The organism is Alkalihalophilus sp. As8PL (genome assembly GCF_040939795.1).
In the GTDB taxonomy this organism is placed as follows: Bacteria; Bacillota; Bacilli; order Bacillales; family Bacillaceae_D; genus Alkalihalophilus; species Alkalihalophilus lindianensis.
Map to the genome: position 1 here is coordinate 2,923,668 of NZ_CP162551.1, position 26,505 is coordinate 2,950,172.

Genomic DNA, 26,505 nt, shown 5'->3' on the forward strand with positions numbered 1-26,505 from the left:
GATGGAAAACTTTTCTATGAAGCGAGTTGAAACGACTATGTTTTTTGAGCAAGCGAATTCATCCTTTTCCGAGTTAGAGCAAGAATACCGTTCTCTTTTTAATCAGAGCCCGTATATGATGATCGTGGTTAATGCAACAGGTTACATTCTTCGTATAAATCATGCTGGCTTGTGTATATGGGGGGTAACAGAAACGGAAGTCTTGCAAAAACATTTATGTAGCCTATTCTTTCTTAATGTGGATGACTTCTTACCGAGTGTATTGAATGGAAAAGTATGTACTTCTGAGGCTACTATTAATAGAGGAGAAACGCGGATTCAGTTACGGCTAGTTTGGATACCAAGTAGGATAAACGGGGAAGTGGTGGGGGCGATTATTGTAGGTGAACTGAATCCCCCATCCGAGGCATTGCCCGTTGATGTGAATATATATCGCCTTGCAAATGAAGATCCTCTTACCAACCTTCCAAACAGACGCTATTTTATGCATCATTTAGAATCTGAATTACAACGAGCAAAAAAACAAAAACAAAAGCTTGCAGTCTTGTTTATAGACTTGGATCGATTTAAGTATGTAAATGATACATTAGGTCATTTATTTGGAGATCGTGTCCTAGTGAAAATGGCAGAGCGATTATTAGCTAAGCTCCCTAATCAATCGATGATTGCACGTATGGGTGGAGATGAATTTGTCGTACTCATGTCTAATATTAGCTCAAAGGAGGAGCCTCATAAATTAACTGAAAAGCTACTAAAGGTTATTAGAGAACCATTAGTGATGGATGGATATGAGTTTACCTTAACTGGAAGTATTGGAATTGGACTTTATCCTGAAAGTGGTCGTGATACCGAAGCTATACTCACATCTGCAGATGCAGCTATGTATAGAGCAAAAGCTAGTGGAACGAATCGAGTTGAATTTTACGATAGAAGGGTTAATCAAGAATTTTATGAGTATTTTCATGTTGAGAATGATCTACGAAAAGCTCTAGATCGTGGCGAATTTGAATTGTATGTTCAGCCCCAATTTCATACTACTACTGGAGAACTTTGTGGAGAAGAAGTTCTCGTCCGTTGGCAACATCCTACTCAAGGTATGATAGGTCCTTCAAAGTTTATTTCAATTGCTGAGGAAACAGGGCTTATTGTACCAATAGGTGAGTGGGTATTAAGGGAAGCTTGTAAGCAGAAGGCAAAATGGATTAAAGCAGGCTTTCCTAAGGTGCCAATGTCAGTCAACCTTTCATTAAAACAATTCCTCCAAAAGAACATTGTTCAAACAATCGAAATGATCTTAAATGAGACAGGGTTACCCCCTGAATATCTTGATTTGGAAGTGACAGAGAGTGTCACTGTTGATCTAAATCGAACTCTGGATGTATTAAATCGTTTAATTAAGCTTGGTGTCCGGATTAGCTTGGATGACTTTGGTACAGGTTACAGTTCGCTGCAATATGTGGGGCAACTTCCGATTCATGAATTGAAAATAGACCAATCCTTTGTAAAAAAAATTGGCGATGGCAAACATGGTGAAGCCATTATTTCTATGATTATTCATCTCGGACACTCACTTCAATTAAAGGTGATAGCAGAAGGGGTAGAAACGAAACAACAATTAGCCTTTCTTAAAAACAAAGGTTGCGATTACGTTCAAGGGTACTATTATTCAAAACCTTTGACTGTCGACCAATACAAGCATTTTTTAAGGGTATAAAGAACTATTTTATTAAATGCTACTATCTTGTCTAAAAAAAGCTGTTTATCTGCCTGTTTAGCTATCATTATCACTTTTAATCGCTATATCTCTGTTTTGAGAAGAGGAAACGACGTCTTAAATATATTTAATTTTTACTATGAATAAATGCTTATGTTTTCCTGAAATGTGCTATGATGAAAGAAATAATTTAGTTAACATAAATGTTATGTAGGAACTAAGAGAACGTCGAGGTGAATAAGATCTTGATCAATTCAGAGTATTTAGATGTGTTCCTTGATGAGAGTCAGGAACATATACAATCTATTAATGATCATTTACTAAAATTAGAACAAGCGCCAGAAGACTTATCCATTGTCGGGGAGGTCTTTCGTTCTGCCCATACATTAAAAGGTATGGCAGCAACGATGGGTTTTGAAGACTTAGCTCACCTGACGCATAACATGGAAAATGTTCTAGACCTAATTCGTAATCAAAAGCTAAAGGTGACATCTCAAGTAATGGATGTCGTATTTGCTGCGGTTGATGACCTAGAGGCAATGGTAGAAGATATTGCCGCAGGTGGAGAAGGAAAAAGAGATGTATCTGAGGTTGTGGGGAAGCTTGAGAAAATTGAAAAGGGCGAAAGTATAGAAGAAACAAGCACGGTAGTACAAGAAACAGCAGCTACAATCGAATCTCCAGAACGGTTAATAGAAGTGTATGATGAGTTTGAGCGTACGGTGCTTGAGCAATCATTTGAACAAGGGTACAGCGCCTATCAAATTGAAGTGACCTTAGACGAACAAGCGATGTTAAAAGCAGCGCGTGTTTTTATGGTTTTTGAAGTATTAGAACAAGTTGGGGAAGTGATCAAGTCTACCCCATCAGCTGACCAGTTAGAAGAAGAGAAGTTTGATGAAACGTTCCTTGTTACAGTGGTCTCTAAAGTGAATGCTGAAGAAGTTAAACAACGTATTTTAAACATTTCAGAAATTGTAAATGTAGTTGTTCAACCATTGACGGGGCAAGATTTGATTAGCAAAGAAGATGCAACAGAAATGCCAATAGAAGAGATAGTAGAACAAAAGCCAAAAGTAGTAAAAGCTCCTATAGTGGAGCAAGCACCTGCTGTGAAACAAAAAGACCCACAACAAACGTCGGTCCAAAAGAAGTCTTCAAGCGATTCACATAAAACCATTCGCGTTAATATTGAACGACTTGATGTATTAATGAACCTCTTTGAAGAGTTAGTTATCGATCGTGGACGTCTCGAACAGATCGCAAGTGAACTTCAAAACAGTGAATTAAATGAGACGGTTGAAAGAATGTCACGTATTTCTGGTGATTTACAAGAAATTATCTTAAACATGCGAATGATGCCGGTTGAACAAGTGTTTAACCGATTCCCGCGTATGGTACGTAGTCTATCTAAAGACTTAAAGAAACAAGTGAACCTTGTGATTATAGGTGCAGATACGGAGCTAGATCGTACAATTATTGATGAAATCGGAGATCCACTTGTGCATCTCTTGAGAAACTCGATTGATCATGGAATTGAGACTCCTGAAGTTCGTCGTGCCCAAGGAAAGCCAGAAGAGGGAACCGTTAAATTAAAGGCATTCCATAGTGGGAATAACGTATTTATTGAAATCGAAGATGATGGTGCAGGGATTGACCGACAGAAAATACTTCAAAAAGCATTAAATAATGGTGTAGTGACTGAAGAAGAAGCTGAGAAGATGACTGATCAACAAGTGTTCGGACTATTATTTGCTTCAGGATTTAGCACGGCTGAGAAGATCACTGATGTGTCAGGTCGCGGGGTTGGGCTTGATGTGGTTCGGAATACATTTGAGTCACTAGGTGGAATTGTGACGGTTAATTCGGTCCTAGGTCGCGGCTCTGTGTTCTCTATTCAGCTACCATTAACCCTATCGATTATTGATGTGATGCTTGTGGAAGTTCAAGAAGAGAAATATGCAATCCCTCTTTCTTCAATCGTTGAAACAGCGATTGTTAACAAACAGGATGTATATAGTGCTCACAATCAAAAGGTAATTGATTTCCGCGGGAAAGTGGTTCCTCTAGTGTTCTTAAAGGACATCTTCGAAGTGCCAGGTGATCCACAGAAAGAAGACTTTTATTCTCTTGTGATTATTAATAAAGGTGACAAAGTGGCAGGGCTCGTGGTTGATTCTTTAATTGGTCAGCACGATATCGTGTTAAAGTCTTTAGGCAATTACTTAACAAATGTCTTTGCTATTTCTGGGGCAACTATTTTAGGGAATGGCCAAGTGGCACTTATTGTAGATACAAATGCGCTAATCAAGTAATGACCGAGGAGGCTTAAGACGGTGTCTAACGAAACAGCTACTAAAACTGAGATTAAAGTGATTGTGTTTCAACTGAAAGATGAAGAGTACGCAATTGAAGTTGATTACATCCAATCGATTGAGCGGATGCAGCCAGTAACAAGAATTCCAAGTACATATCCTTTTGTTACGGGTGTAATGAATTTACGTGGGGTCATAACTCCTATTATTAACCTTAGAAAACGTTTTGGAATTGTGGAGAAGGAATTTGATGAAGCAACTCGAATTTTAGTCATATCTAAGGAAGGCATTGAAATCGGTTTTATTGTTGATGGGGCAAACGATGTCATTGACATACCTCTTGAAAAAATTGAACCGACTCCTGAAGTGGTAGGTGGAGTAGAAGCCGAATACTTACGTGGAGTGGTGAAGCTTAATAAGAGGTTATTCACCCTATTAAACTTAGAAAAAGTTATTCAAGTATCCTAATTACATTCCAACATGCAAATGATGAAGAGGTGATTTTATGGCGTCTGTATTAATAGTAGATGATGCAGCTTTTATGCGTATGATGATTAAAGATATTTTATCAAAAAATGGGTTTGAAATTGCTGGAGAAGCAGCTAATGGGGCAGAAGCAGTTGATCAATATAAGGAATTAAAGCCTGATTTGGTTACAATGGATATTACAATGCCTGAAATGGATGGTATTCAAGCACTTAAGGCCATTAGAGAAAGCGATGCCGAAGCAAAAGTCATTATGTGCTCAGCGATGGGGCAACAATCGATGGTGATTGATGCGATTCAATCAGGGGCGAAGGACTTTATTGTAAAACCATTCCAAGCAGATCGTGTGTTAGAGTCAATTAATAAAGTACTAGGATAAAGATGAAGTGAAACCATGACCATTTTCTTGCGTCATGGTTTTCTTTTTTGCTGTATACTATATTTTTATGATTGAACAGTGAAATACTAATTTAAGGTGGATGAATAACCATGAGAGTTATATTAATTGCTTTTTGTATTGCCTTGCTTGTTGCCTGTGATGCCACAAGCCAAACCGAGCAAGAAAGAGTTAAAACCGAATTTCAAGAGGGAGAGCTATTGGTCTCTTTCTTAAATGTTGGTCAGGGCGACTCAACTTTGTTACAAACAACGGATACGACGATTTTAATCGATGCGGGCAGACATGACCGAAATGATGTGATTGACCTTCTAGAAGGAGCTGGTGTGAAGGAGGTTGATTTATTTATTGGTACACATCCACATGCTGATCATATTGGACAAGCCGATCAAGTTTTGCTTCACTTTCCGGTAGATGAAGTATGGATGTCTGGCGATTTACATACGACACGAACATTTGAACGGACAATTCAAGCGATAGCTAGTTCAGGTGCTAATTATTATGAACCCCGTGCAGGTGAACATTTTGAGATTGGAGCTTTAGAAATAGAAGTATTGAACCCAACTGAGTTAACCGGTGATTTTCATGAGGGGGCAATTGCCTTGCGTGTACAGCATGGAGAGGTTGTTTGGCTCTTTATGTCTGATATTGAAGAAGACGTTGAACGCGAGTTAGTCGATTCTAAAGTAAATATCGAAGCTGATGTTCTACGGCTAGGTCACCACGGGTCTTCTACTTCTAGTCATGAAGCTTTTTTGCAGGAAGTAGATCCATCGTATGCTATATACTCAGCTGGGGTTGATAATGAATATGGTCATCCCCACCGCGAAGTAATAGAGAGGCTTGATCGACTTGAAATCGAATGGTTTGGGACAGATGTTCATGGTCAAATTGATATGGTAAGTGATGGTCAAGAAATTATAGTGAAATCTGAAAAGGAATTTTCTCAACAATCATCTCCAGATGAGACAGCTTCTACTTGCATTCCTCTAAACGAGGCAACGATAGAAGAACTTGTAACCATCGTTCACATTGGAGAAGAGCGAGCAGAGCAAATAGTTGCCATGAGGCCTATTCATCAGATTGAACAACTAACCGATATTCAAGGAATTGGTCAGGGCCGACTGTCAGATATCGTAGCAGAAGAACTAGCGTGTTTAGATGGAGGATCTTAAAATGAAAGCAATACTAGATCGAATCGTAGATGGAGAAAAAGCTGTTTTATTAGTAGGGCCAGATGAGAAAGAGGTTATACTACCTATTTCATCACTCCCGCAGGACACTTTAGAGGGTGACCACTTTCAGGTTACGTTTGTTAATGATCAAGTTGTTTTTATGGAGAAGAATCAAAAAGAAGAACAGGTTACTAAAAAGCGAATAAACAGTACTCTAGAGCAATTGCGAGCAAATCAAAAAAGTAAATACAAACGTAAGTAAGGGGTGTGTCATTAATGACTCCCTCTTTTTTGTTAAAATAAAGTTAAGAAGGCTTTCGAAAAGTAGTGAAGCAGGAGGTCACATAATCATGCACTTGATTTTTTAGGTGAGTATTTAAAACTCGGGTCACCCCTTCATAGCCTCTATGGCGATAGTAATATTCACTAAACAAGCCATCGTTTGTTCTGTTATAAATATCAATCTGATGAGCTCGTAAGTATGATTTTAAAGTAGAGAGTTCGTGGCTAATCTGATCAAGTGCAGATTTTGTTAATTCAAGGTATGGATCAGCCATTTTTAATTTTGCTTGCTCCAAATAAGTGAAATCACGCTCGAGCACTTGCCTAGCTACAAGGAGTAAAATGTAATGGTGAACTGCTTTATATTCATCTCTTGTTAGCGTAGCCATTTGTATTCATCCTCTCCATGCGAACTTATGTTCCTATTATATGCGAGCGATTCATGGAATACAACTGGATAATGATAGAAATGATTAACTCTAAAGTCTTTATTAAAAATTATTAGAGTTTAGGTGAGAGTTTTTCTACCGTTAAAAGTATTACTTTTCTTTTTATATACGTTAAACTTGATATGAGATAGTTTGAACGAAAACAAAAATTTTTAGAGTGGAAAGAAAGGAGTTAAGAGGAAATGGATAAAGCAATAAAAGACCATTTAAAACAAACATTTTTTCTTACAATAGATCAACTTAATACAGAAGCTATTTATTACTATAGACAGCGAGAGCTTGAAAAAGAAACTACAATGCAACTCGTTATTGAAGAACGTACAACGGCTTTAAAAGGGTGTGATGAGAGGGTAGCCGGAGCAAATATGATGAAGTGGATTGCTTATTTATGTACAGCTCATCAGTATGCTGTCTCGATCCATGATCATTGGCTTTCTTATGAGGATCTGGCATTTTTTAAGAATGATGAAGAAGTAGGATTTACCCTCATTAATAGTGAATGGAAGCCTCTTCCTGGAAGTCAGCGTGAAGATTATATAACAGAAAAATGGACACAGTTGTATACGCAGCTACGTCCAATGATTGAAAAGGTAGCGTTAGCTTCTGGCTTACCAATTCAGCAGGCATGGGGACTCCTTTGTAATCCTTTTTATAAGCAACAAGAAGCTTGGATGATTAAGGCTAGTGACACTAGAAAACAACAAATAAATGAAGACCTTCATGTATTAAGAAATATAAAGAGTGAGGTGTTCGGTTTAAAGCGTAATCCATATCAAGTTTCTTTTCGCTATGTAGATAGTTGGTGGGAGCCAGTTGAACCTGTTCGGGTAAAAGCTGCTTGTTGCATGAGTTATCTGAAAGAAAGGGGTAAGAAATGCTATGCTTGCCCAAAGCTAACAAATGAAGAACGCGAGATCCGCGGTAAAGAAATAAATAAAGAGAAAGCACAGTAAAAAAACAAAGCTTAGATTTTCACACCTAAGCTTTGTTTTTTTTTTTTTTTTGAGTTCAGGTCCGATAGTGAAGAAAAGAGTGAATTAGATTGTCATTTAGGCAGGAGAAAAGACGGTTCACCAAGAAAGATAAAATCAGCTACTATTTTCCAAAATAAGGGCTAATTAAGTTGATTTGGAAATGGGCAGAGAAGGTATTTATATACCAAACTCTAGGTAAGGGAATTACAACTATAAAAGAAAGGCTAGGTGTGTGATATTGCCCACAACTAAACACAACAAACATAGCCACCTAACGACCCCATCGAATTATATTGTAGGAATTGGTGCTTCGGCTGGAAGCTTAGAAGCTTTGGAGCAATTTTTTGAGCCTTCTCCGCCACATTCCGGAATGACATTTGTCGTTATTCAACATTTATCTCCTTTATTTAAAAGTTACATGAAGGAGTTATTATCTAAAACAACCATTCCAATCAAGCAATTAGAAGAGGGTATGCCAGTTGACCCTGATTGTATTTATCTTGCTCCGCCCAGAACACTAATAGAAGTAACAGATGGACTTTTTCATGTAAAGCAATTTATTGAAATACCGAATCATGCAGTTGAAACAGGTAAAGTAGATACTATGTTAGCTCCTGATAAAATGTCTGCTCGTTTAATAAGTTTAATAAGAGTGAAGCAAAACATGGATCTAACCTACGATATAGCTGAGCATTCTGGAGATGTAGATCAATCAGAAAAAGAAATAATGGATGATATATGTGCATTAATTGAACGGAAAAGTGGCATTGCCTTTGGAGACTATAAACCTAATAGCTTATTTAGGAGAATAGAAAACAGGGTCTTCATGCATAACCTTCCTTTTAATACGTTACTTGACTATAAAGAATATATAATCAGACACCCTGAAGAATTAATTGAACCACAAAATGATCTTCTAATTAATGTAACCGAGTTCTTTCGAGATAAAGAAGAATTTGAAGGACTAGCTACACAAGTAATTACGAATCTAATTCAACAAAAGGTAGAGGCAGGAGAAAAAAGTGTTCGTGTATGGACTGCGGGTTGTTCTACAGGAGAGGAAGCTTATATAGTTGCGATGTTATTTGCTGAATATCTTGAGCGGAAGCCAGAGCTTGATATCGGTGTCAAGATTTTCGCAACTGACTTAGATAGAGAAGCTCTAGCCAAAGCAAGCAAGGGGTCTTACACGAAACAAGATTTAAAGAATGTATCAGGAAAAAGGATGCAGCAATTTTTTGATGTGAATGGTGATCACTATCGGGTTAAAAAGTCATTAAGGGAAATGATTATATTCGCTCCACATAATATTACAAAGGACTATCCTTTTGTTAATTTAGATTTGATTACTTGTCGTAATATGCTAATTTATTTTCAAGGTAAACTCCAACAAAAGGTTCTATCGATGTTTCATTTTGCGTTGCAACCAGAAGGCTATTTGTTTTTAGGACCAAGTGAATCTCTAGGGAAGTTAGTAGATTGGTTTCAACCGGTTAATTCAAAGTGGAAGCAATTTAATAAAAAAGAAATTGATAAACAAAATGTCATGAACACGATGAAAATGGAAAAAACAAAAGACATTAATATAACAAACCAAGACAAAAGAGCTCTTCCTTACATGAGTCCATCGCCGCATCTTAATTTGGTGTACGAAACACTGCTTATGGAATACACGAGCCCATGTATTATAGTAAATGAACTTAACCAAGTGATTGTATCTGCTGGCAGTATTCATCACTTTATGAAAGTTCCAAATGGGCATATGACGACCAATATATTAAAGATGGTTCCTGCTTCCTTGTCCGTAGCAATCAGTTCGGCTCTTAAGAAGAGCCGAACTGAACATAAAGAAGTGAACTATCAGCAAATAAATATGGAGATTGCCTCAGAAAAAAGAAGGGTTGATTTAACTGTCAAACCTTTTATGTTATCAAACATAGCTGGAGCTGGATTTTCGATTATTATGATTGATGAGGTCAAAGAAGAGGTAGGTCATAATGAATCCGAAGAGATGATTCCATACGACTTAGAAAGTCAGGTTCATCAATTGATAAATGATCTTGAGAATGAAGTGAACTATACAAAAGATTGTTTACAGGCAACTATTGAGCAGTTAGAAACTTCAAATGAAGAATATCAATCCATAAATGAAGAGCTGATCGCGACGAATGAAGAATTACAAAGTTCAAACGAGGAACTTCAATCAGTCAATGAAGAGTTAGTGAATGTAAATGAAGAACATGAAAAGAAGATTCAAGAATTAATCGAGGTAACGGATGATTTTGATAACTTGTTTAGCAGTACAAATATTGCAACCGTGTTTTTAGATGAAGGACTGCGAGTGAAACGGTATACACCAGCAGTGACAAGATTAATTCATTTACTTCCAGTAGACATTGGACGACCTCTCGCTCATTTTTCACATCAACTACACTACACAAACTTAATCGACGATGCAAAAAAAGTTTTACTTGAACGGAGAAAAAAACAGATTGAAATTTCGAGTAAGGATGGCAATTGGTACAAAGTTTCCTACCATCCATATCGCACAAAGGAAAACCATATAAAAGGTGTAGTCATTACCTTTGTTGATATGACCGAGAGGAAGCAGCAAACAGAAAATATGTTAGTGCAATCGTATGCTTTAGAACAAAGTCCTTCTAGCATTTTACTTGCTAATGAAAAAGGCGAGGTTAATTATGTTAATCAATCCTTTGAAGCATATACAGGAGTAGAGAGGCACGATATTTTAGGAAAATCAATCTTTTCGTTATATGAAGATGAAGCAAAAAAACAACTGCATCTAGCTTGGGATCGAGTGAATCGAGGATTACGTTGGGATGGAACATTATCATTTACAGATGGTTCTAACAATCAAAAATGGGAAAAGGTCACGTTTATGCCAATCTTTAATGAGAAGCAACGAATTCTTCAATTTTTAAGGATGGCAGAAGATATTACTGAAAAACATCAAACAGATGAATTACTAAGAAAATCTGAAATGTTATCTGCTCTTGGAGAAATGGCTGCAGGAATTGCTCATGAAATACGCAATCCATTAACAGCCTTAAAGGGTTTCCTGCAACTTATGCAAGCAGAGCGAACAGGCAATGAAAAATATTTAGACATAATGGCTGGTGAGTTTGACCGAATAGAATTGATTATTAATGAATTATTAGTTTTAGCAAGACCTCATGCTATAAAATATGAGAAAAAGAATCCGACTCTCATTGTAAGGGATGTATTGCTACTGCTAGAAACGCAAGCTCTGATGAATAATATTGTGATAGAAGACGACGTTGATCATTCTCTACCATTGATTTCATGTGTCGAAAAAGAATTAAAGCAAGTTTTTATCAATATTTTAAAAAATGCTATGGAAGCAATGCCTAGCGGAGGAAAAATCTCTGTATCAACTAAAATAAAATCTCGAAATATCCAAATTATTTTTAAAGATCAAGGAAAAGGGATACCTGAAGAGTGGCTTGAAAAAATGGGTGAGCCATTTTATACCACAAAAGAAAAGGGGACAGGTCTTGGTTTAATGGTAAGCTATAAAATTATTGAAAATCATATGGGCAAAATGGAGTTTGAGAGCAAGGTGGATGTAGGTACAACTGTAACGCTCTCCCTACCAATAGCTGAATAAAAAGAAAGAAGGTTTCCCAAGTGGGATTTCTTTCTTGCTTACTTAGAAGCTAGATGTTCATCTACAACTGATAACTCATTATTTCACAAGCGGTCTAATTGCATGGCTCGGGCAAGCAAATTATTGTAAATGAAAAAGCTATCATGTTGCTGCTGACCTAATTGATTGATGATGTGTCAACTTTCATAAAGATCCCCTTGCAGCAAATGGTTACTAAACTCTAGTACTCGTTGGTTCACCAATCAACACCTACTCCTAGTATAGTGAGGTCGATTATCTCTACAACATATTGCGGTTTGCATATTATGTAACCAAGAGAGCCTAGAATCGCCAAATGAAAAACACAAAGATAAAATGTGTGAATGGTTTGAATAGAAGAAATAAGGGTATAGTAGAACAAAGAGAAAGCTAAGGAGGGATACGCAATGAATAATCAATTTGCGATGGATAATAACATTTATAGACAGTTGGAAATTATTAAGTCATTACAAAAGCGTACAGAATCTACAGTCCAGTCTCTTTATGCCCAGGCCGTTTTGGAATACTCAATGTATCACTTTAAGAAATCTCAACTTCTGCAACTAATAGACGAATCATTAGAAGCAGGCGACAAAGAAGCATTCTATCGCCATACACTCGAATATAATAATCACGTAAATGACCATATAGATGGGAAAATGATCATAGAAAATGGTTACGAGCTTCATCTAACTTTTGAATAGTAGGGCTACTTGAAAAAGCATCTTATCTAGTAATGGATGATGCTTTTTCAAGCTTTACGAAGCTTTAATAAGCTGCCCTTATAATTTTTTCGGCCCCTCTTCTAGCCCCTGAAATATTCCGCGCTACCGGACCTAATGATAGTTCAGCTAAAGCGCCCATAACGAAAAGTTGATCATCCCATTTGAGTGTATGATCATCTAAAATGGGATAGCCACATGTATGGCACCGCAAATGTCTGGAGTTGATTGTCTGATTAAGCCAATCCATTCCAGGAGCAGTTGAATGAAACCCTGTTGCAAGAATAATTTGTTTTCCACTCCACACTGTGCCGTCCTTAAATGTGAGGTGTACTAATTCTCCATCAAAATGACTAGTATTTAATTCACTCACAAAAGAATGGACTTTTCCTTCACCTTCAAATCTTCTTATTTTTGCTCTTAATTCAATAGGAATAGAACCACGGTTTCTTGCTTGTTTAATCTTTTCTCGTCTCTTTTGTATGGACTCTTCTTTTATAAAAGCACGCATATATTTAGGTCCTAGCCAACCTGGATGGGAATCGAATTGTTTTGTCCTAAGAGGGTGTCTAGTAGCAAGATGTACTTTTTCTGTAGATTGTTGACTGATTTTCAATGCCACTTGAACAGCACTAATGCCTCCGCCTATTACAATGGATTTATTAAATATAGTGTTTGTCAGAAAAGACTCTTCAAAAACATGATGAACCTCTGCGCCTTTTTCCTTTAAGTCAGTAGCCCATTCAGGCCATAAAGGATGTTCTCCGAGGCCAATTGCAATAACCACCCGTTTGCTAGTCACTTCTTTTCCGCTTTTTAATTGAACATTCCAACCAAAGGATGTTTTAGATAATCCACATACACGATCTTCTACCCAACTACTCTCTATCTCAAATTCTTCTACAAGTTTATCGCTATGTTGATTAAATAAAGAAAGAAGGGGACGGTCATAGGGACGAACAAACGCATCTTCCTTTTTGATCTTCTGCTTTTTTATATATGCCTCTAAGCCAAAAGGTTGTGGTTCTAAATGATGAATGGAAGGAGATCTTAAATAGCTCATTCCAACATTCTCCGTACAATGTTTCCACATGGATAAAGGCTTTTTATGTGGGTCGATAATTGTAAGTTGCTTAGCATGAACTTTTAATGTTTCTTTAAGGTAACATGCAAGAGTTATACCTTGAATGCCTCCGCCGATAATTAGCCATTCTTTCATAGATAGACACCCCTTTAAAGCGTAATAATTTCGATTTAGGTTTTTATCATACAGAATTAAGGTTGATTTGCCAAGAGGAAAATGATAGAGTTTAAATCGTAATAATTACGGATTAAGGTGTGAAGAGATGAAGAGAAAATTACCAGTGACGGTGTTAAGTGGATATTTAGGAGCAGGAAAAACAACTATATTGAATCATGTTTTACATAATCGCGAAGGTCTAAAAGTGGCCGTAATAGTAAATGATTTAAGTGACGTGAACATTGATGCCTCCATGATTAAAGATGGCGGAGGCGTTTCAAGAGTTGATGAAAAGCTAGTTGAAATGTCTAATGGCTGTATTTGCTGTACTTTAAGAGAAGATTTGATGGTGGAAGTGAAAAGGTTAGCACAGGAGGATAAATACGATTATATCTTAATTGAATCAACTGGTATCGGAGAGCCATTGCCTGTAGCTCAAACTTTTTCATATGCTGATGATGAGAGTGGTATTGATTTAACAGAGATATGTCAATTGGATACAATGGTTACCGTTGTGGATGCTTATAGATTCTGGCATGATTTTGAATCAGGCGAATCTTTACTCGACCGAGGTCAAGCCGTTAGCGAAGAAGATGAACGTGAGATTGTGGATTTATTAATTGATCAAATTGAATTTTGTGACGTCTTACTTTTAAATAAATGTGATTTATTAGATGATGAAGAACTTGATGAAATAGAGAAAGTGCTTCGAACATTGCAACCACAAGCTAAATTCATCAGAATTTCAGAAGGAAAAGTAAACCCAACGGAGATTATACACACAGGATTGTTTGATTTTGAGCGCTCAAGTCAATCAGCTGGGTGGTTAAAAGAACTTCAAACAGAGCACATTCCAGAAACAGAAGAGTATGGTATTTCTAGTTACGTATATAGAAGCCGTAAACCTTTCCATCCAGAACGGTTAATGAACGCTATCCAAGATTGGCCAAGTAATATTGTGCGATCAAAAGGAATTTGTTGGCTTGCGACCAGAAATGATGTTGCTGCGCTGCTTAGCCAAGCTGGTCCATCAATGGTGTTTGAACCTGCAGGGCTTTGGGTTGATGCAATGTCTGAGGACGATAAGAGGGAAATCCTTGCAGAAGAGCCTGAAATAAAGTCGAAGTGGGATGTTCGTCACGGAGACCGTATGACAGAACTTGTTGTTATAGGACTTGAGCTGATTCCAAGTGAGATAGATGCTTATTTTAATTCATGCTTATTAACAGATCTTGAAATGAAGAATGAAGATTGGTCAAGCTTTGAAGATCCACTGCCAGAGTGGCCAGAGCTTGAAGGCTCAGTAGAAAAATAATTGGAGAAAGTAAGTCGCACCCATATGCGGCTGCTTTTTTTTATGTTTGAAAATAAAACGAGTAGGGAAGTAAAAGAGTAATAACATATACTGAGATGAGAAGGAGTGAAGGATGTTATGTGGACGATTCTAATTATTATCTTAATACTATGGCTATTAGGATTTAGTTTCGAAATTGCTGGAAACTTGATTCACATTTTATTAGTTATCGCACTAATTGTCTTTATAGTTCGCATGTTAACAGGGAGGAGGGCTTAGCCAAACCAAACAAGATGATGGTGAATCTCCTCAACTAAAGGTGGCTGCTGTGCTCAATACAGCAGCCTTTTATAAACCATAAATTTAGTGGAAGATTAACTATCTTTTGTTTCAATCGTTAGATGATTGTATGCATTTAATAAGATTGGCTCAGACTGTACATATACAAGAAACATATAATGGAGAGCTTCTTCTTCAGTTATCGATTGGCTAATTAACTCATTAAAAGTGGACAATAAAAATCGATCATGTTCTATTAGTTTTTTCATTCGAGTTGTTTGGAATTCCATCGTCCATTTAGCCTCCTTACGTCCTCATTCCTCATTATCATATGAGAAAAGAGGCGTTACGTGCTCTTACATACATTTAAAAATAGTAAAAAATCATAAGAAAATAAGAAAGGTGAGAAATGAATGAACATAACAAGTACCGGTTGCCGCACAGAATATGATCCATTACAGACCGTTTTACTATGTGAACCAACTTATATGAAGATTGAGGAGGCAATTAATGATACACAAGAGCACTACAAAGAAGAAAATATTGATGTAGATAAAGCAATTGAACAACACAAAAACCTTGTACATGCATTAAAAACTGAGGGAGTAGACGTTCATTTATTACAAGCAAAAGAAAATTTTCCAGAACAAGTTTTCACAAGAGATATTGGATTTACAATAGATAAAACCATTTATGTAGGTGCATTGAAACGTTCTATTCGTCAAGGAGAAGAAAAAGTATTAAAAGAGTTTTTGATGGAAAATGACTATTCATTTAAAGAGATTAAAGGTGGCACAATTGAAGGAGGAGACGTCATCATTGATGGCGAACATATTTTTGTAGGAAATAGCAGCCGGACTGCCACTTTAACAGTAGATCAGCTTAGGAAAGATCATCCTCACCATCAAATTCATTTAATTCACTTTGATGAAAAATACCTTCACTTAGATTGCGTGTTCAATCCTCTTTCTAGGGATGTAGCCCTTATTTATAGAGACGCGATTGAAACTGAAGCTGTGAAGAAATTAGAACAACAGTATCATTTAATTGATGTTTCAGAAGAAGAGCAATTTACTCTTGCTACAAATGTATTAAGTATCGGGAACAAAAAAATTGTAGCCCTCCCGGTTAATAAATATACCAATCAAAAGATTAAAGAAGCAGGATTTTCCATAATCGAGGTTGATTTATCAGAAATTATTAAATCAGGCGGAGCATTCCGCTGTGTGACAATGCCTCTATATCGTTCATAAAATTGGTGAAAAAAGGGCTATTTCCTCGGAAATAGCCCTTTTTTCAGTTTAGCAGACAAAGAAGAAAAAAGAATAATAAAATATATTGCAAGCGATTACAGAAACAATATTGACAATAGTCGGAACGTTTCGTACAATTCTCATAACAGACTGAACAGTCGGTCGAATTTATGGAGAGAGGTGAAGTGCACAAGATGAATGTAAAACCGACCAAAGATCGGATCATAGATGCTGCCTTATTGTTATTTGAAGAACAAGGATTTCATGCGGTTACTGTTGATAAGATTGTAAAACAGAGCGGAACGTCAAAAGGTGGATTTTACCATAACTTTAAATCAAAGGATGAACTGCTCTACACGATCCACGATTCTTTTATTACATACATCCTAACAAAAGCAGAGGATGCATATGAAAGATATGACACCCCAGCTGAACGTTTGTTTGAAACGGTAAAGTCGTTTGTTATGATGTTTGAATTGTATCGTCCCCACGTTACAGTATTTTATCAAGAATCTCTTTATTTAAGTGAGGATTACTTTCGAACGATAAAAGTAAAGCGTGACCGTTATAAAAAAATGATGTTTCGTGTTGTAGAAGAAGGAATTCAGCAAGGGGAATTCAGAAAAGAGATTCCTGTTCCTATTACGTCCATGGCGATATTTGGAATGACCAACTGGACCTATAAATGGTACAAGGATACAGGTAAATATTCGATTAATGATATTGCTTTAATTTATGCTGATCTTGTCATGCACTCAGTGCTTACACCTGAGGCGATGCAAAAATCAGAAAATCAACGGTTCTTTATGAAACCGGATTCATTAAAAGGAGATGATCTACATGTATAAAGTAAGTGAAATTAAGGAATTAATTCGTGCACTCGATCGTTCAAATCTTTCTGAGGTTACTGTTAAAGGGGAAGGGAAAACACAGCTTACTTTAAAGAAGAATGAAAGAGTTGCAGAAGAACCAGCAACCAATGTTGCTACCACTACATCAGAACAAATCACTCCCGCTTCTGTAGTCAAAGAAACAACCTCATCCCAGAATGAATCCCCAAAAGTGACTGAAGGAAAGAAAGAGAGTGAAGAAACACCAGTTGAAGATGTGGAGCATATTCTTTCTCCAATGGTCGGAACATTTTACACGGCTCCATCACCTGACTCAAAACCATATGTTGAAGTTGGAGATGAAGTTAAAGAGGGAGAAGTTGTTTGTATCGTTGAAGCTATGAAGCTTATGAATGAACTAGAAGCAGAGTTAAATGGAAAGGTTGTTGATGTACTAGTTGAAAATGGAGAACTAGTTGAATATGGTCAACCTTTATTCGCACTTCAAGCTAGTAAGTAGTATCTAGTATCTAGTAATTCAACCACAGAAATAGGAGGATGATGATCGATGGATATGCTTGACCGTATTAACGAGTTAGAAGAACGAAGAGAAAAAGTGAAATTAGGTGGCGGAGAAGCGAGAATTGATGCCCAACATAATCGAGGGAAGATGACTGCAAGGGAGCGAATTGACCTATTAGTAGACGAAGGGACGTTTGTAGAATTAAACCCATTTATTGAACATCGTGGCTTAGATTATGGCTCAGCTGAAGCACCCGGTGAAGGGGTCGTAACTGGCTATGGGAAAGTAGAAGGAAGATTAATTTTTGTGTTCGCTCAAGATTTCACCGTCTTTGGAGGAGCTCTTGGCGAGATGCATGCCCAAAAAATTGCAAAAGTAATGGATTTAGCTGCTGAAAATGGTGCGCCTATCATCGGTCTTAATGACTCTGGCGGAGCGAGAATTCAAGAGGGTGTCCTTTCGCTTGATGGATATGGACATATCTTTTACCGAAATGCGATTTATTCAGGAGTTGTACCGCAAATCTCTGTGATCATGGGACCATGCGCAGGTGGGGCAGTGTATTCGCCAGCAATTACTGACTTTGTATTCATGGTTGAAAAGACGAGTCAGATGTTTATTACAGGTCCAAAAGTAATTGAAAGTGTAACGGGTGCTAAAATTAACAGTGAAAATCTTGGAGGAGCAAAAGTACATTCAAGTGTAAGTGGGAATGCTCATTTCACGGCAGCCTCTGAAGAACAAGTTCTTAAGGATGTTAGAAAATTAATTGCCTTTCTACCGCAGAATCATAGTGAAAAAACACCAATAAAAAAGCCAAAGCAATCCAAGCCTCTAGATGAGCGTATTGAAGAATTAATTGATATCGTGCCAGTAGACGGCACGAAAGTATACGATGTACGACATGTGATTGAGAAAATTGTGGATGATGAAGATTTCTTAGAAGTGCAACCTAAATTTGCTAAAAATATCGTTTGTGGTTTTGCTCGAATTGAAGGAGAAACGGTAGGAATCGTTGCAAACAACCCTAAAATGATGGCAGGCGGACTTGATATTGATTCATCCGATAAGTGTTCACGTTTCATTCGTTTTTGTGACTGTTACAACATTCCATTGATTACATTTGAAGATGTGAGCGGTTTCATACCGGGCGTGCAACAAGAGCATGGGGGCATTATTCGACATGGTGCGAAAATACTCTATGCATACTCTGAAGCAACGGTACCTAAAATTACTGTCATTTTAAGAAAAGCATTTGGAGGAGCTTATGTAGCTCTAAATAGTAAAGCGATCGGTGCAGATGTTGTCTATGCATGGCCAAATACAGAAATAGCTGTAATGGGTCCAGAAGGTGCTGCAAATATTATTTTTGCTAAAGAGATTAACGAGAGCGATAATCCTGAAGCAACGAGAGCGGCAAAAATTGCTGACTATCGTGAACGTTTTGCCAACCCTTATGTTGCTGCAAGAAATGGAATGGTTGATGATGTCATTGATCCAAGAGATACACGAAAGAGTCTTGCTCAAGCATTAGATATGTTGAGAAATAAGAAGAAAGAATTACCTAAGAAAAAGCACGGAAATATTCCACTATAGAATGGATAAGAAGGGAGTGAGTGGGTGAGCCTTTTATAGGCTCCCTATCGCTATGATGCATAAGGACCTTGATAAATTCAGTGAATTTCCGATACCAACATATGAAGAATGGCGAGAAGTAGCAGAGCGCTCATTAAAAGGTGGGTCATTTGATAAAAGATTAGTCACACATCTCTATGAAGGCATTGCGATAGAGCCAATGTACCAAGAAAAGGATGTTGATCATTTACCGATCCTTAAAGAGCAACCTGGAGCGTTTCCATTTACCCGTGGAACAACCCAAAAGCGTGCTAAATGGAAAGTGAGTCAAGAATTAAGTGGAGCGACTCCAGTTATTTTAAACGAACAAGCTCATCATGATCTTAAAAGAGGTCAAGATGTTCTACATATTGTCGCTAATGAAAAAGCAAAAGGAAATAAGGTGAAAGAAAATGATCGCGGAGTGTCGATTGAAGGTGTTACGGATTTTAAAACAATCTTTGAAGGTATAGACACAGAAAAATACCCGATTCATTTATATACAGGTGTATGGCTTAAGCCTTTGTTAGCAATGGTCATTTCTGCAGTTGAAGAGAAGAAAATAAGTGGAATCATTGCAGCAGACCCACTTTTTGAATTAGCGAAAACAGGGGAACTTCCTAGTACACTAGCTACTATTTACGATGATTTAGCAGAAGCAACTTTATGGGTAGTGAACCACCAAAGTGGCTTACGTACAATTTTAGTTCAAAGTGCGGCTTATCATGATGGGGGAGCTTCTGCGACGGATGAGTTAGCATGCGTGCTCTCAACAGGAGTAGAATACGTATCTGAACTGATGGACCGGGGTCTTTCTGCAGACGATGCAGGTAACTCAATTGCCTTTTCATTTTCAATCGGAAGCCAATCATTTGTGGAAATAGCAAAGATTCGAAGTGCTAGATTGTTGTGGGCAGCCATTATGAAAGAGTTCGGAGCAAGTGAAGCCGGTCAAAAAATGGTTATTCATGCGAGAACTTCCGCATTCACAAAAGCCAAGCTAGACCCATATGTCAACATGCTGCGTAGTACAAGTGAGGCATTCAGTGCAGCAATAGCGGGGGCTGATAGTATTCAAGTAAGTCCGTTTGATGAACCGATTCAACCATCTACGGCTTTTTCAAGACGAATAGCAAGAAACACCTCTTTAATCTTATTAGAGGAAAGTCATCTAGCTGCCACTCAAGATCCAGCCGGTGGAGCTTGGTATGTTGAGCATTTAACAAGTGAAATTGCGCAAAAAGCGTGGAGTCAATTCCAAAATCTTGAAGCTGGTGGTGGCATGAGTAAGGCGTTAGCAGCAGGAATTCCTCAGAGTTGGATTAATGAAACATGGCAAGCTCGTATAAAAGATGTTGAAACAAGAAAGCAGACGATCGTTGGCGTAAATCAATACGCTAATCTTGATGAAAAGCTACTTCACGAAAACAAACAAACAGAGGAGTGGAGAGTAGAAGAGACAAAGTCTGAATCGAAAACATTGGAGGTCTTACCGACATCAATTGATGAATGGATTCATGTTTCTAGTGATGGTTTTTCACTAACAAGCATGTATGAATTACTCTCAAAGCTAAATGATGGAGAACCTACAACGATTAAAGAGCCGCTTAACCGAAGACGTATTTCAATGCCGTATGAACAGATGAGGGATCTAAGCAAGCAATTTGAAAGAGAAACAGGAAAACGTGCTGAGGTAACTTTAATAGGGTTAGGACCACTAGCTAAATTTAAACCACGTGCTGATTTTGCTGCAGGTTACTTTAGGGCAGGGGGCTTTGAAGTAGGTTCTCCAATCAGTGCTGATGCTCTAAGTCGTGATCAGGCACAAATGGAGTGTTCAAATGTAATCGTCATTTGTGGAACAGATGAAGATGTCCACCAAGAATGTGCTTCCCTAATAAAAGAATTAAAGAAAGCCAATTCAGATGAGGTTCGGATCTATGTCGCAGGTAAACAAAAAGGTGAGGTAGCTGATCAATTACATGAATCTGGAGTCTTTGATTATATCCATATGAAATCGAACCATTATGAACAACTCATGAATTTATGGAATTGGAGGGCAGGAAAATGACAAAACCATCTTTTGATAAAATGACGTTTCCTGCACTTGAACAATCACAAAGCGAAGGTTATCAGCCCGAGCCTACGATTGATACAATGGAGAAAATCTCAATCCAATCAACCTATACGAAAAAAGACACGAGTGGAATGAAGCATCTTAACTACGTAGCAGGGATCGCACCTTTCTTCCGAGGACCTTATCCCGCTATGTATAAAACGAGACCATGGACAGTGCGTCAATATGCAGGATTCTCTACAGCTGAAGAGAGTAATGCGTTTTACCGTCGTAATCTTGCAGCAGGGCAGAAGGGTTTATCGATTGCGTTTGATTTAGCGACTCACCGTGGATATGATTCTGATCATGAACGAGTTGTGGGAGATGTTGGAAAAGCAGGTGTTGCTGTAGACTCGATTCTAGATATGAAAATTCTATTTGATAGCATTCCACTTGACCAAATGTCGGTATCAATGACAATGAATGGGGCAGTATTACCAATCTTAGCGTTTTATATTGTAGCGGCCGAAGAGCAAGGTGTGAAGCCAGAACAATTAACAGGTACGATCCAAAATGATATCTTAAAAGAGTACATGGTAAGAAACACATATATTTATCCACCAGAAGCATCAATGAAGGCGATAGCAGATATTTTTGAATACACGTCTAAATACATGCCTAAGTTCAACAGTATTAGTATCTCTGGCTACCATATGCAAGAAGCAGGTGCAACAGCTGACATTGAGCTCGCTTATACACTAGCAGATGGATTAGAGTATGTAAGAACTGGAATGAAAGCAGGACTGGATATTGATTCATTTGCTCCTCGTTTATCCTTCTTCTGGGCAATCGGAATGAATTATTATATGGAAGTTGCTAAAATGCGGGCAGCTCGTTTAATTTGGGCGAAATTAATCAAACCCTTTGATCCGAAAAATGATAAGTCACTTGCTCTTCGTACTCATTCACAAACATCGGGTTGGAGTTTAACCGAACAAGATCCTTATAATAATGTCGTACGAACATGTATTGAAGCGATGGCTGCTTCAATGGGACATACCCAGTCCCTTCATACTAATGCTTTGGATGAAGCAATTGCCTTACCAACAGACTTCTCGGCTCGTATTGCGCGAAATACACAATTATACTTACAAGATGAAACTGGTCTAACGAATGTGCTTGATCCTTGGGGTGGCTCATACTATGTCGAAACCTTAACGGCAGAACTTGTAAGAAAGGCTTGGGCACATATCGAAGAAATTGAAGAGCTTGGCGGTATGGCTAAGGCTATTGAAACTGGGCTTCCTAAAATGCGAATTGAAGAAGCTGCAGCCAGAAGACAAGCGCATATTGACTCTAAAAAAGAGACGATTATCGGTGTGAATACTCATCGTTTAGAAGAAGAAGAACCGCTAGATATTTTAAATATTGATAATACAGTAGTACGAGAATCGCAAATTCGTCGTCTAGAAAAGCTACGTGCAGAACGTGATGATGCTAGAGTCAAAAAAGCATTAGCTGCTATTACAGAGGCAGCTGAAACAGGGGAAGGGAATCTTCTGGAGTTAGCAGTAGAAGCTGCTCGTTCTCGTGCAAGCCTAGGTGAAATTTCAATGGCTTATGAAAAAGTGGTAGGAAGACATAAAGCGGTCATCCGCTCGATTAGCGGTGTATACCGTTCTGAGTTTGGAGAGAATGATGAAATGGAAAACATTCGAAAAATGACCGATGAATTTGAAGAGGCAGAAGGACGTAGACCGAGAATTATGATTGCGAAAATGGGTCAAGATGGTCATGACCGAGGAGCGAAAGTGATTTCGACAGCTTTTGCTGATATGGGCTTTGACGTTGATATTGGACCATTATTTCAAACTCCAGCGGAAGCGGCTTTGCAAGCAGTCGAGAATGATGTGCATGTGATTGGAATGAGCTCTTTAGCAGCTGGTCACAAAACACTGCTTCCACAAGTTGTAAATGAGCTTAAAAAGCATGGTCGTGAGGATATCTTAGTTATTATTGGCGGAGTCATTCCAGCTCAGGATTATCAATTCTTAAAAGAAAATGGAGCAGCAGCTATATTTGGACCAGGTACAGTGATCCCTGTAGCAGCAGCTCAAATCTTAGAAGAATTAAAAGAGCGACTCGGCTTAGAGGAAGAAGAAGTGGAGTAACACTTCTTCTTTCTTCTTCTCTTAAAAAGAGGCAAGAAGGGAGGATAAACGCAGTGTCACAATCCCCTAAAAGAAGTAAATTAACAGTAGAAGAGTATGTATTAGGTGTAAAGGAACAAAATCGAGCGATATTGGCCAGAGCGATTACACTTGTGGAAAGTAATGCAAAAAAACATTTGCAATTAGCTCAAGATGTATTAACAGAGCTAATGCCACAGACTGGTCAATCAATCCGTATTGGGTTTTCTGGAGTGCCTGGCGCAGGTAAAAGTACGCTAATTGAAGCGTTTGGGATGATGCTTTGTGAGAAGGGGCATAAAGTGGCGGTGCTTGCAGTTGATCCTTCAAGTTCATTAACTGGAGGCAGCATACTAGGAGATAAAACGAGAATGGAACAACTATCTCGTCATCCTAATGCTTACGTTAGACCATCCCCTGCTGGTGGGACTCTTGGTGGAGTAGCGAGAAAAACGCGTGAAACATTGCTATTATGTGAGGCAGCTGGCTATGACGTCATTATTGTTGAGACGGTCGGAGTAGGGCAAAGTGAAGTGGCAGTAAGGTCAATGGTAGACTTCTTCCTTGTTCTTATGCTTACTGGTGCTGGAGATGAACTACAAGGGATGAAAAAAGGAATTATGGAAATGGCAGATGCTATGTTTATAAACAAAGCTGATGGCCCGAATAAACAAGCAGCTGAGCAAGCGCGAGTTGAATTAGACCGAATGCTTCATTTGCTTCCTCCTATTACAGAAGGCTGGTCTACTAAGGCATATACAGTTTCTGCCCTAACCGGTGAAGGTGTCGATCATATTTGGTCTGTTATTCAAGACCATAAAGAACACATGCAGCAAAACAACATCTTCCATAAAAGACGAAACGAACAAGCTTTGCGTTGGTTTCGTGATCTAATTGAGGAACAGGTCTTAGCCGAATTTTATCAAAATGAGAAAGTAAAGACTATTCTCCCACAGATGCAAGAACAAGTATTAACGGGTCAATCATCAGCTACGAAGGCAGCACTTGAAATATTAGAAGTGAAAAATAAAAAGTAAGTTTATGAAAAAGTCATGTTACTAAACATGGCTTTTCTTTTGAAATCAAGCGACCAAAATGAATTGGTATAATACAATAGTAGTGGTTTTAAATAACTATATTAGTGGTATAGTAATCGGTAGACCTAATACAAAGGAGGGATTCTTATTGAATAGTTGTAGGAATTGTGGGTACATACCTAATTTACCCCCAAGTGGGAATATATTAATGAAACTAAAAGGTAATCAACAATTTGAAAAAATCGAGGAAGTACTCCAACTAGGGGACTTTACATACAGGTTAAATGATAATAATATTTATTCTATTCCTTATCAAAATGAAGAAAATTTAAATAAACTGATTCAGCAACTTGATCCAATTTTACTAACTAATGAGTACACCTATGCAACGTATTCAGTAGAAGAGAGCGAACGTTTTGCAAACTTTGTTCGATATGAACAGTTAAGAGAAAGAATTATGAATTGGCCTCTTGTTAGAGTAATAAATGAAGGCTTATTTACTCAACATATGCAACCAATTGTTCAGCTTACTAGTGAAGAAGTATTTGGATATGAGTTTTTAGTTCGACCTATCCCATCAGAGCTGTCATTTAACCCTGGTACATTATTTTCCTTTTCTCAAAAGGCTGGATTACAATCGGTCTTAGATAGTCAGGCACGAATTTCTTCTATTGAAATCAGCTCCAAGTTTTTACGAAATGGAGTGAAAAGGTTTATTAACTTCTTACCTTCATCTATTTATGACCCCAATCATTGTTTGAAAAGTACATTATATGCTGTAGAAAAGTATGGTGTGCAACCAGAAGACTTGATTTTTGAAGTAGTGGAAACCGAGAAAATCCATGATATCGATCACCTGAAGAATATCTTTAACGTGTACCAAAAACAAGGAATCCAGGTAGCCCTTGATGACCTTGGTGCGGGGTTTGCGACTGTTGATATATTAAGAGAATTAAAGCCTAACTTTGCAAAAATAGACCGAGCCATTATCGATCATTGTGATCAATATACTGAGAAGCAAACAAAAATAAAAGAAATAGTAAATGTAGCTGATGCGTATGGAATTAAACTGCTTGCTGAAGGGATAGAAAGAAAGGAAGAAGCAGATTTATGTGCTGAATTAAACATTCCACTTGCCCAAGGTTATTACTTTGGACGTCCAAAAGCAGAGCCGGATACGAATGTATTTACATTTGCAAATTTAAAAGAGGAAAGACCTTGATGATGAGGTCTTTCCTCTTTTATTTAAAAGTTATTTTTTTACGTTTTTACACTTAAATCCTTGTTGTTCAAGCATATCAGCAATGGATGAATAATAAGGCTTCTCATAAAAACTTGAGACACGTTCTGTCCATGAAGTTGACTGTCTACCTTTCGTACGTTCATTCATATAGGCACTCATCGTGTTATCGTACGTGTCGATGATTGAGGTCTGGTTATGTTGATAAGTTTCCTTATGCAGGATTGCTTCTTGTGGAAACCGTGGCTTAGTGCCAGGATTTTCATTTGGATAACCTATACACAACCCAGAAATAGGAATGACGTATTTTGGAAGGTTCAGTAATTCAATGACTTCTAAAGGATTTTTACGGATTCCCCCTATCGGGACTGTACCGAGATCAAGTGACTCTGCAGCAGTTATAGCATTTGACATAGCTAATCCCACATCGGTTGCTCCAACTAATAGAGCATCCACGTCATCAATTGCTTCTAGTGTTTTTCCATGTTTTTCACCAGCTATTTGAGCACGGTAAAAATCAGCACAAAAAATGAAAAAGATTGGTGCTTGTGCGACATATGCTTGATTTCCTACTAATTCAGATAACCGTGATTTTCTTTGCTCGTCTGCAACAGCAATAATAGAAACCTGTTGGCCGTTTATCCAAGAGGGGGCTGATTGGGCAGCTGAAATAATAGCGTTAAGTTTTTCTTCCTCGATCGCTTTAGAAGAATAAGAACGATAGGAGCGATGTTTATGTTGTGTGTTAATAATAGCATTCATGAAGGAT

The 26,505-nt window shown here is 37.9% G+C and carries 23 protein-coding genes; 19 read left to right on the top strand and 4 right to left on the bottom strand.

All coding sequences use genetic code 11. The annotated features are described in order from the left end of the window. The first annotated feature begins 1 nt into the window (after position 1). From AB3N04_RS16180 to AB3N04_RS16205, 6 genes are all read left to right on the top strand, one after another. On the top strand, positions 2-1,714 hold the full coding sequence (locus tag AB3N04_RS16180; RefSeq protein ID WP_368503695.1) for an EAL domain-containing protein: 1,713 nt from the start codon (positions 2-4) through the stop codon (positions 1,712-1,714). Positions 1,715-1,959: 245 nt separating this feature from the next. After that, on the top strand, positions 1,960-4,029 hold the full coding sequence (locus AB3N04_RS16185; RefSeq protein ID WP_368506075.1) for a chemotaxis protein CheW: 2,070 nt from the start codon (positions 1,960-1,962) through the stop codon (positions 4,027-4,029). A 21-nt stretch (positions 4,030-4,050) separates the two neighbouring features. Then, entirely contained in the window at positions 4,051-4,497 is a 447-nt protein-coding gene (locus AB3N04_RS16190) for a chemotaxis protein CheW (RefSeq protein WP_317122145.1), read from the top strand. A 37-nt stretch (positions 4,498-4,534) separates the two neighbouring features. Further along, positions 4,535-4,894 carry a response regulator gene (locus AB3N04_RS16195; RefSeq protein ID WP_368503696.1) on the top strand — a complete coding sequence of 120 codons (360 nt, stop codon included), beginning with the start codon at positions 4,535-4,537 and terminating at the stop codon, positions 4,892-4,894. Positions 4,895-5,004: 110 nt separating this feature from the next. After that, on the top strand, positions 5,005-6,087 hold the full coding sequence (locus tag AB3N04_RS16200; RefSeq protein WP_368503697.1) for an MBL fold metallo-hydrolase: 1,083 nt from the start codon (positions 5,005-5,007) through the stop codon (positions 6,085-6,087). A gap of 1 nt (position 6,088) precedes the next feature. Continuing rightward, positions 6,089-6,349: a DUF3006 domain-containing protein gene (locus tag AB3N04_RS16205; RefSeq protein ID WP_368503698.1), complete on the top strand. Its 261-nt coding sequence runs from the start codon at positions 6,089-6,091 to the stop codon at positions 6,347-6,349. Positions 6,350-6,392: 43 nt separating this feature from the next. Here the strand turns inward: AB3N04_RS16205 and AB3N04_RS16210 are convergent, their stop codons facing one another. Beyond that, the gene (locus tag AB3N04_RS16210) at positions 6,393-6,758 is read right to left on the bottom strand and encodes a hypothetical protein (RefSeq protein WP_368503699.1); all 366 of its coding nucleotides are present in this window, start codon (positions 6,756-6,758) and stop codon (positions 6,393-6,395) included. Between the two features lie 242 nt (positions 6,759-7,000). Between AB3N04_RS16210 and AB3N04_RS16215 the strand changes: the two genes are divergently transcribed. The 3 genes from AB3N04_RS16215 (at position 7,001) to AB3N04_RS16225 (ending at position 12,163) form a co-directional block, all read left to right on the top strand. Next, entirely contained in the window at positions 7,001-7,771 is a 771-nt protein-coding gene (locus AB3N04_RS16215; RefSeq protein WP_368503700.1) for a hypothetical protein, read from the top strand. Between the two features lie 259 nt (positions 7,772-8,030). Further along, positions 8,031-11,441 (top strand): CheR family methyltransferase, encoded by a 3,411-nt coding sequence (locus tag AB3N04_RS16220; RefSeq protein ID WP_368503701.1) that lies wholly within the window; start codon positions 8,031-8,033, stop codon positions 11,439-11,441. Positions 11,442-11,866: 425 nt separating this feature from the next. Then, positions 11,867-12,163, top strand: coding sequence for an IDEAL domain-containing protein (locus AB3N04_RS16225; protein WP_368503702.1), 297 nt, complete (start codon positions 11,867-11,869; stop codon positions 12,161-12,163). Positions 12,164-12,227: 64 nt separating this feature from the next. Here AB3N04_RS16225 and AB3N04_RS16230 read toward each other — a convergent pair whose 3' ends face one another. Then, a complete protein-coding gene (locus AB3N04_RS16230) occupies positions 12,228-13,400 on the bottom strand; it encodes an FAD/NAD(P)-binding protein (RefSeq protein ID WP_368503703.1) in 1,173 nt (390 codons plus the stop codon). Positions 13,401-13,527: 127 nt separating this feature from the next. Here AB3N04_RS16230 and AB3N04_RS16235 point away from each other — a divergent pair, with 127 nt between their 5' ends. Together AB3N04_RS16235 and AB3N04_RS16240 are read left to right on the top strand one after the other, a co-directional pair. Further along, positions 13,528-14,736 carry a GTP-binding protein gene (locus AB3N04_RS16235; RefSeq protein ID WP_368503704.1) on the top strand — a complete coding sequence of 403 codons (1,209 nt, stop codon included), beginning with the start codon at positions 13,528-13,530 and terminating at the stop codon, positions 14,734-14,736. A 117-nt stretch (positions 14,737-14,853) separates the two neighbouring features. Continuing rightward, positions 14,854-14,994 carry a lmo0937 family membrane protein gene (locus AB3N04_RS16240; RefSeq protein WP_012959840.1) on the top strand — a complete coding sequence of 47 codons (141 nt, stop codon included), beginning with the start codon at positions 14,854-14,856 and terminating at the stop codon, positions 14,992-14,994. Positions 14,995-15,089: 95 nt separating this feature from the next. On the opposite strand, the gene AB3N04_RS16245 is transcribed toward AB3N04_RS16240, so the two are convergent. Further along, entirely contained in the window at positions 15,090-15,284 is a 195-nt protein-coding gene (locus tag AB3N04_RS16245; protein WP_368503705.1) for a hypothetical protein, read from the bottom strand. Between the two features lie 123 nt (positions 15,285-15,407). Between AB3N04_RS16245 and AB3N04_RS16250 the strand changes: the two genes are divergently transcribed. The 8 genes from AB3N04_RS16250 to AB3N04_RS16285 all read left to right on the top strand — a co-directional run bounded on the left by AB3N04_RS16250 (position 15,408) and on the right by AB3N04_RS16285 (position 25,718). Then, positions 15,408-16,247 carry a dimethylarginine dimethylaminohydrolase family protein gene (locus AB3N04_RS16250; protein ID WP_368503706.1) on the top strand — a complete coding sequence of 280 codons (840 nt, stop codon included), beginning with the start codon at positions 15,408-15,410 and terminating at the stop codon, positions 16,245-16,247. A gap of 194 nt (positions 16,248-16,441) precedes the next feature. Further along, positions 16,442-17,095 (top strand): TetR/AcrR family transcriptional regulator, encoded by a 654-nt coding sequence (locus tag AB3N04_RS16255; RefSeq protein WP_368503707.1) that lies wholly within the window; start codon positions 16,442-16,444, stop codon positions 17,093-17,095. After that, positions 17,088-17,597, top strand: a complete 510-nt coding sequence (gene accB, locus AB3N04_RS16260; protein WP_368503708.1) for an acetyl-CoA carboxylase biotin carboxyl carrier protein — start codon at positions 17,088-17,090, stop codon at positions 17,595-17,597. The genes AB3N04_RS16255 and accB overlap by 8 nt, the downstream gene beginning before the upstream one ends. Before the next feature lie 48 nt (positions 17,598-17,645). Next, positions 17,646-19,196, top strand: coding sequence for an acyl-CoA carboxylase subunit beta (locus tag AB3N04_RS16265; RefSeq protein ID WP_368503709.1), 1,551 nt, complete (start codon positions 17,646-17,648; stop codon positions 19,194-19,196). Positions 19,197-19,248: 52 nt separating this feature from the next. Further along, positions 19,249-21,285, top strand: coding sequence for a methylmalonyl-CoA mutase family protein (locus AB3N04_RS16270; RefSeq protein ID WP_368503710.1), 2,037 nt, complete (start codon positions 19,249-19,251; stop codon positions 21,283-21,285). Further along, positions 21,282-23,441: a methylmalonyl-CoA mutase gene (scpA, locus tag AB3N04_RS16275; protein ID WP_368503711.1), complete on the top strand. Its 2,160-nt coding sequence runs from the start codon at positions 21,282-21,284 to the stop codon at positions 23,439-23,441. The genes AB3N04_RS16270 and scpA overlap by 4 nt, the downstream gene beginning before the upstream one ends. A gap of 53 nt (positions 23,442-23,494) precedes the next feature. Then, positions 23,495-24,496, top strand: a complete 1,002-nt coding sequence (meaB, locus tag AB3N04_RS16280; protein ID WP_368503712.1) for a methylmalonyl Co-A mutase-associated GTPase MeaB — start codon at positions 23,495-23,497, stop codon at positions 24,494-24,496. Between the two features lie 208 nt (positions 24,497-24,704). Next, the gene (locus AB3N04_RS16285) at positions 24,705-25,718 is read left to right on the top strand and encodes an EAL domain-containing protein (RefSeq protein WP_368503713.1); all 1,014 of its coding nucleotides are present in this window, start codon (positions 24,705-24,707) and stop codon (positions 25,716-25,718) included. A 30-nt stretch (positions 25,719-25,748) separates the two neighbouring features. Here the strand turns inward: AB3N04_RS16285 and nfsA are convergent, their stop codons facing one another. After that, entirely contained in the window at positions 25,749-26,498 is a 750-nt protein-coding gene (gene nfsA / locus AB3N04_RS16290; RefSeq protein ID WP_368503714.1) for an oxygen-insensitive NADPH nitroreductase, read from the bottom strand. Positions 26,499-26,505 lie beyond the last annotated feature (7 nt).

Excerpts from the sequence above, each read along its gene's own strand:
- AB3N04_RS16235 (WP_368503704.1), top strand. The coding sequence starts at position 13,528 with ATGAAGAGAAAATTACCAGTGACGGTGTTAAGTGGATATTTAGGAGCA.
- AB3N04_RS16200 (WP_368503697.1), top strand. The coding sequence starts at position 5,005 with ATGAGAGTTATATTAATTGCTTTTTGTATTGCCTTGCTTGTTGCCTGT.
- AB3N04_RS16240 (WP_012959840.1), top strand. The coding sequence starts at position 14,854 with ATGTGGACGATTCTAATTATTATCTTAATACTATGGCTATTAGGATTT.
- AB3N04_RS16195 (WP_368503696.1), top strand. The coding sequence starts at position 4,535 with ATGGCGTCTGTATTAATAGTAGATGATGCAGCTTTTATGCGTATGATG.
- accB (WP_368503708.1), top strand. The coding sequence starts at position 17,088 with ATGTATAAAGTAAGTGAAATTAAGGAATTAATTCGTGCACTCGATCGT.
- nfsA (WP_368503714.1), bottom strand. The coding sequence starts at position 26,498 with ATGAATGCTATTATTAACACACAACATAAACATCGCTCCTATCGTTCT.
- AB3N04_RS16225 (WP_368503702.1), top strand. The coding sequence starts at position 11,867 with ATGAATAATCAATTTGCGATGGATAATAACATTTATAGACAGTTGGAA.
- AB3N04_RS16270 (WP_368503710.1), top strand. The coding sequence starts at position 19,249 with ATGATGCATAAGGACCTTGATAAATTCAGTGAATTTCCGATACCAACA.
- AB3N04_RS16230 (WP_368503703.1), bottom strand. The coding sequence starts at position 13,400 with ATGAAAGAATGGCTAATTATCGGCGGAGGCATTCAAGGTATAACTCTT.
- AB3N04_RS16210 (WP_368503699.1), bottom strand. The coding sequence starts at position 6,758 with ATGGCTACGCTAACAAGAGATGAATATAAAGCAGTTCACCATTACATT.
- AB3N04_RS16265 (WP_368503709.1), top strand. The coding sequence starts at position 17,646 with ATGGATATGCTTGACCGTATTAACGAGTTAGAAGAACGAAGAGAAAAA.
- scpA (WP_368503711.1), top strand. The coding sequence starts at position 21,282 with ATGACAAAACCATCTTTTGATAAAATGACGTTTCCTGCACTTGAACAA.
- AB3N04_RS16215 (WP_368503700.1), top strand. The coding sequence starts at position 7,001 with ATGGATAAAGCAATAAAAGACCATTTAAAACAAACATTTTTTCTTACA.
- AB3N04_RS16205 (WP_368503698.1), top strand. The coding sequence starts at position 6,089 with ATGAAAGCAATACTAGATCGAATCGTAGATGGAGAAAAAGCTGTTTTA.
- AB3N04_RS16255 (WP_368503707.1), top strand. The coding sequence starts at position 16,442 with ATGAATGTAAAACCGACCAAAGATCGGATCATAGATGCTGCCTTATTG.
- AB3N04_RS16180 (WP_368503695.1), top strand. The coding sequence starts at position 2 with ATGGAAAACTTTTCTATGAAGCGAGTTGAAACGACTATGTTTTTTGAG.
- AB3N04_RS16245 (WP_368503705.1), bottom strand. The coding sequence starts at position 15,284 with ATGGAATTCCAAACAACTCGAATGAAAAAACTAATAGAACATGATCGA.
- AB3N04_RS16250 (WP_368503706.1), top strand. The coding sequence starts at position 15,408 with ATGAACATAACAAGTACCGGTTGCCGCACAGAATATGATCCATTACAG.
- AB3N04_RS16285 (WP_368503713.1), top strand. The coding sequence starts at position 24,705 with ATGAAACTAAAAGGTAATCAACAATTTGAAAAAATCGAGGAAGTACTC.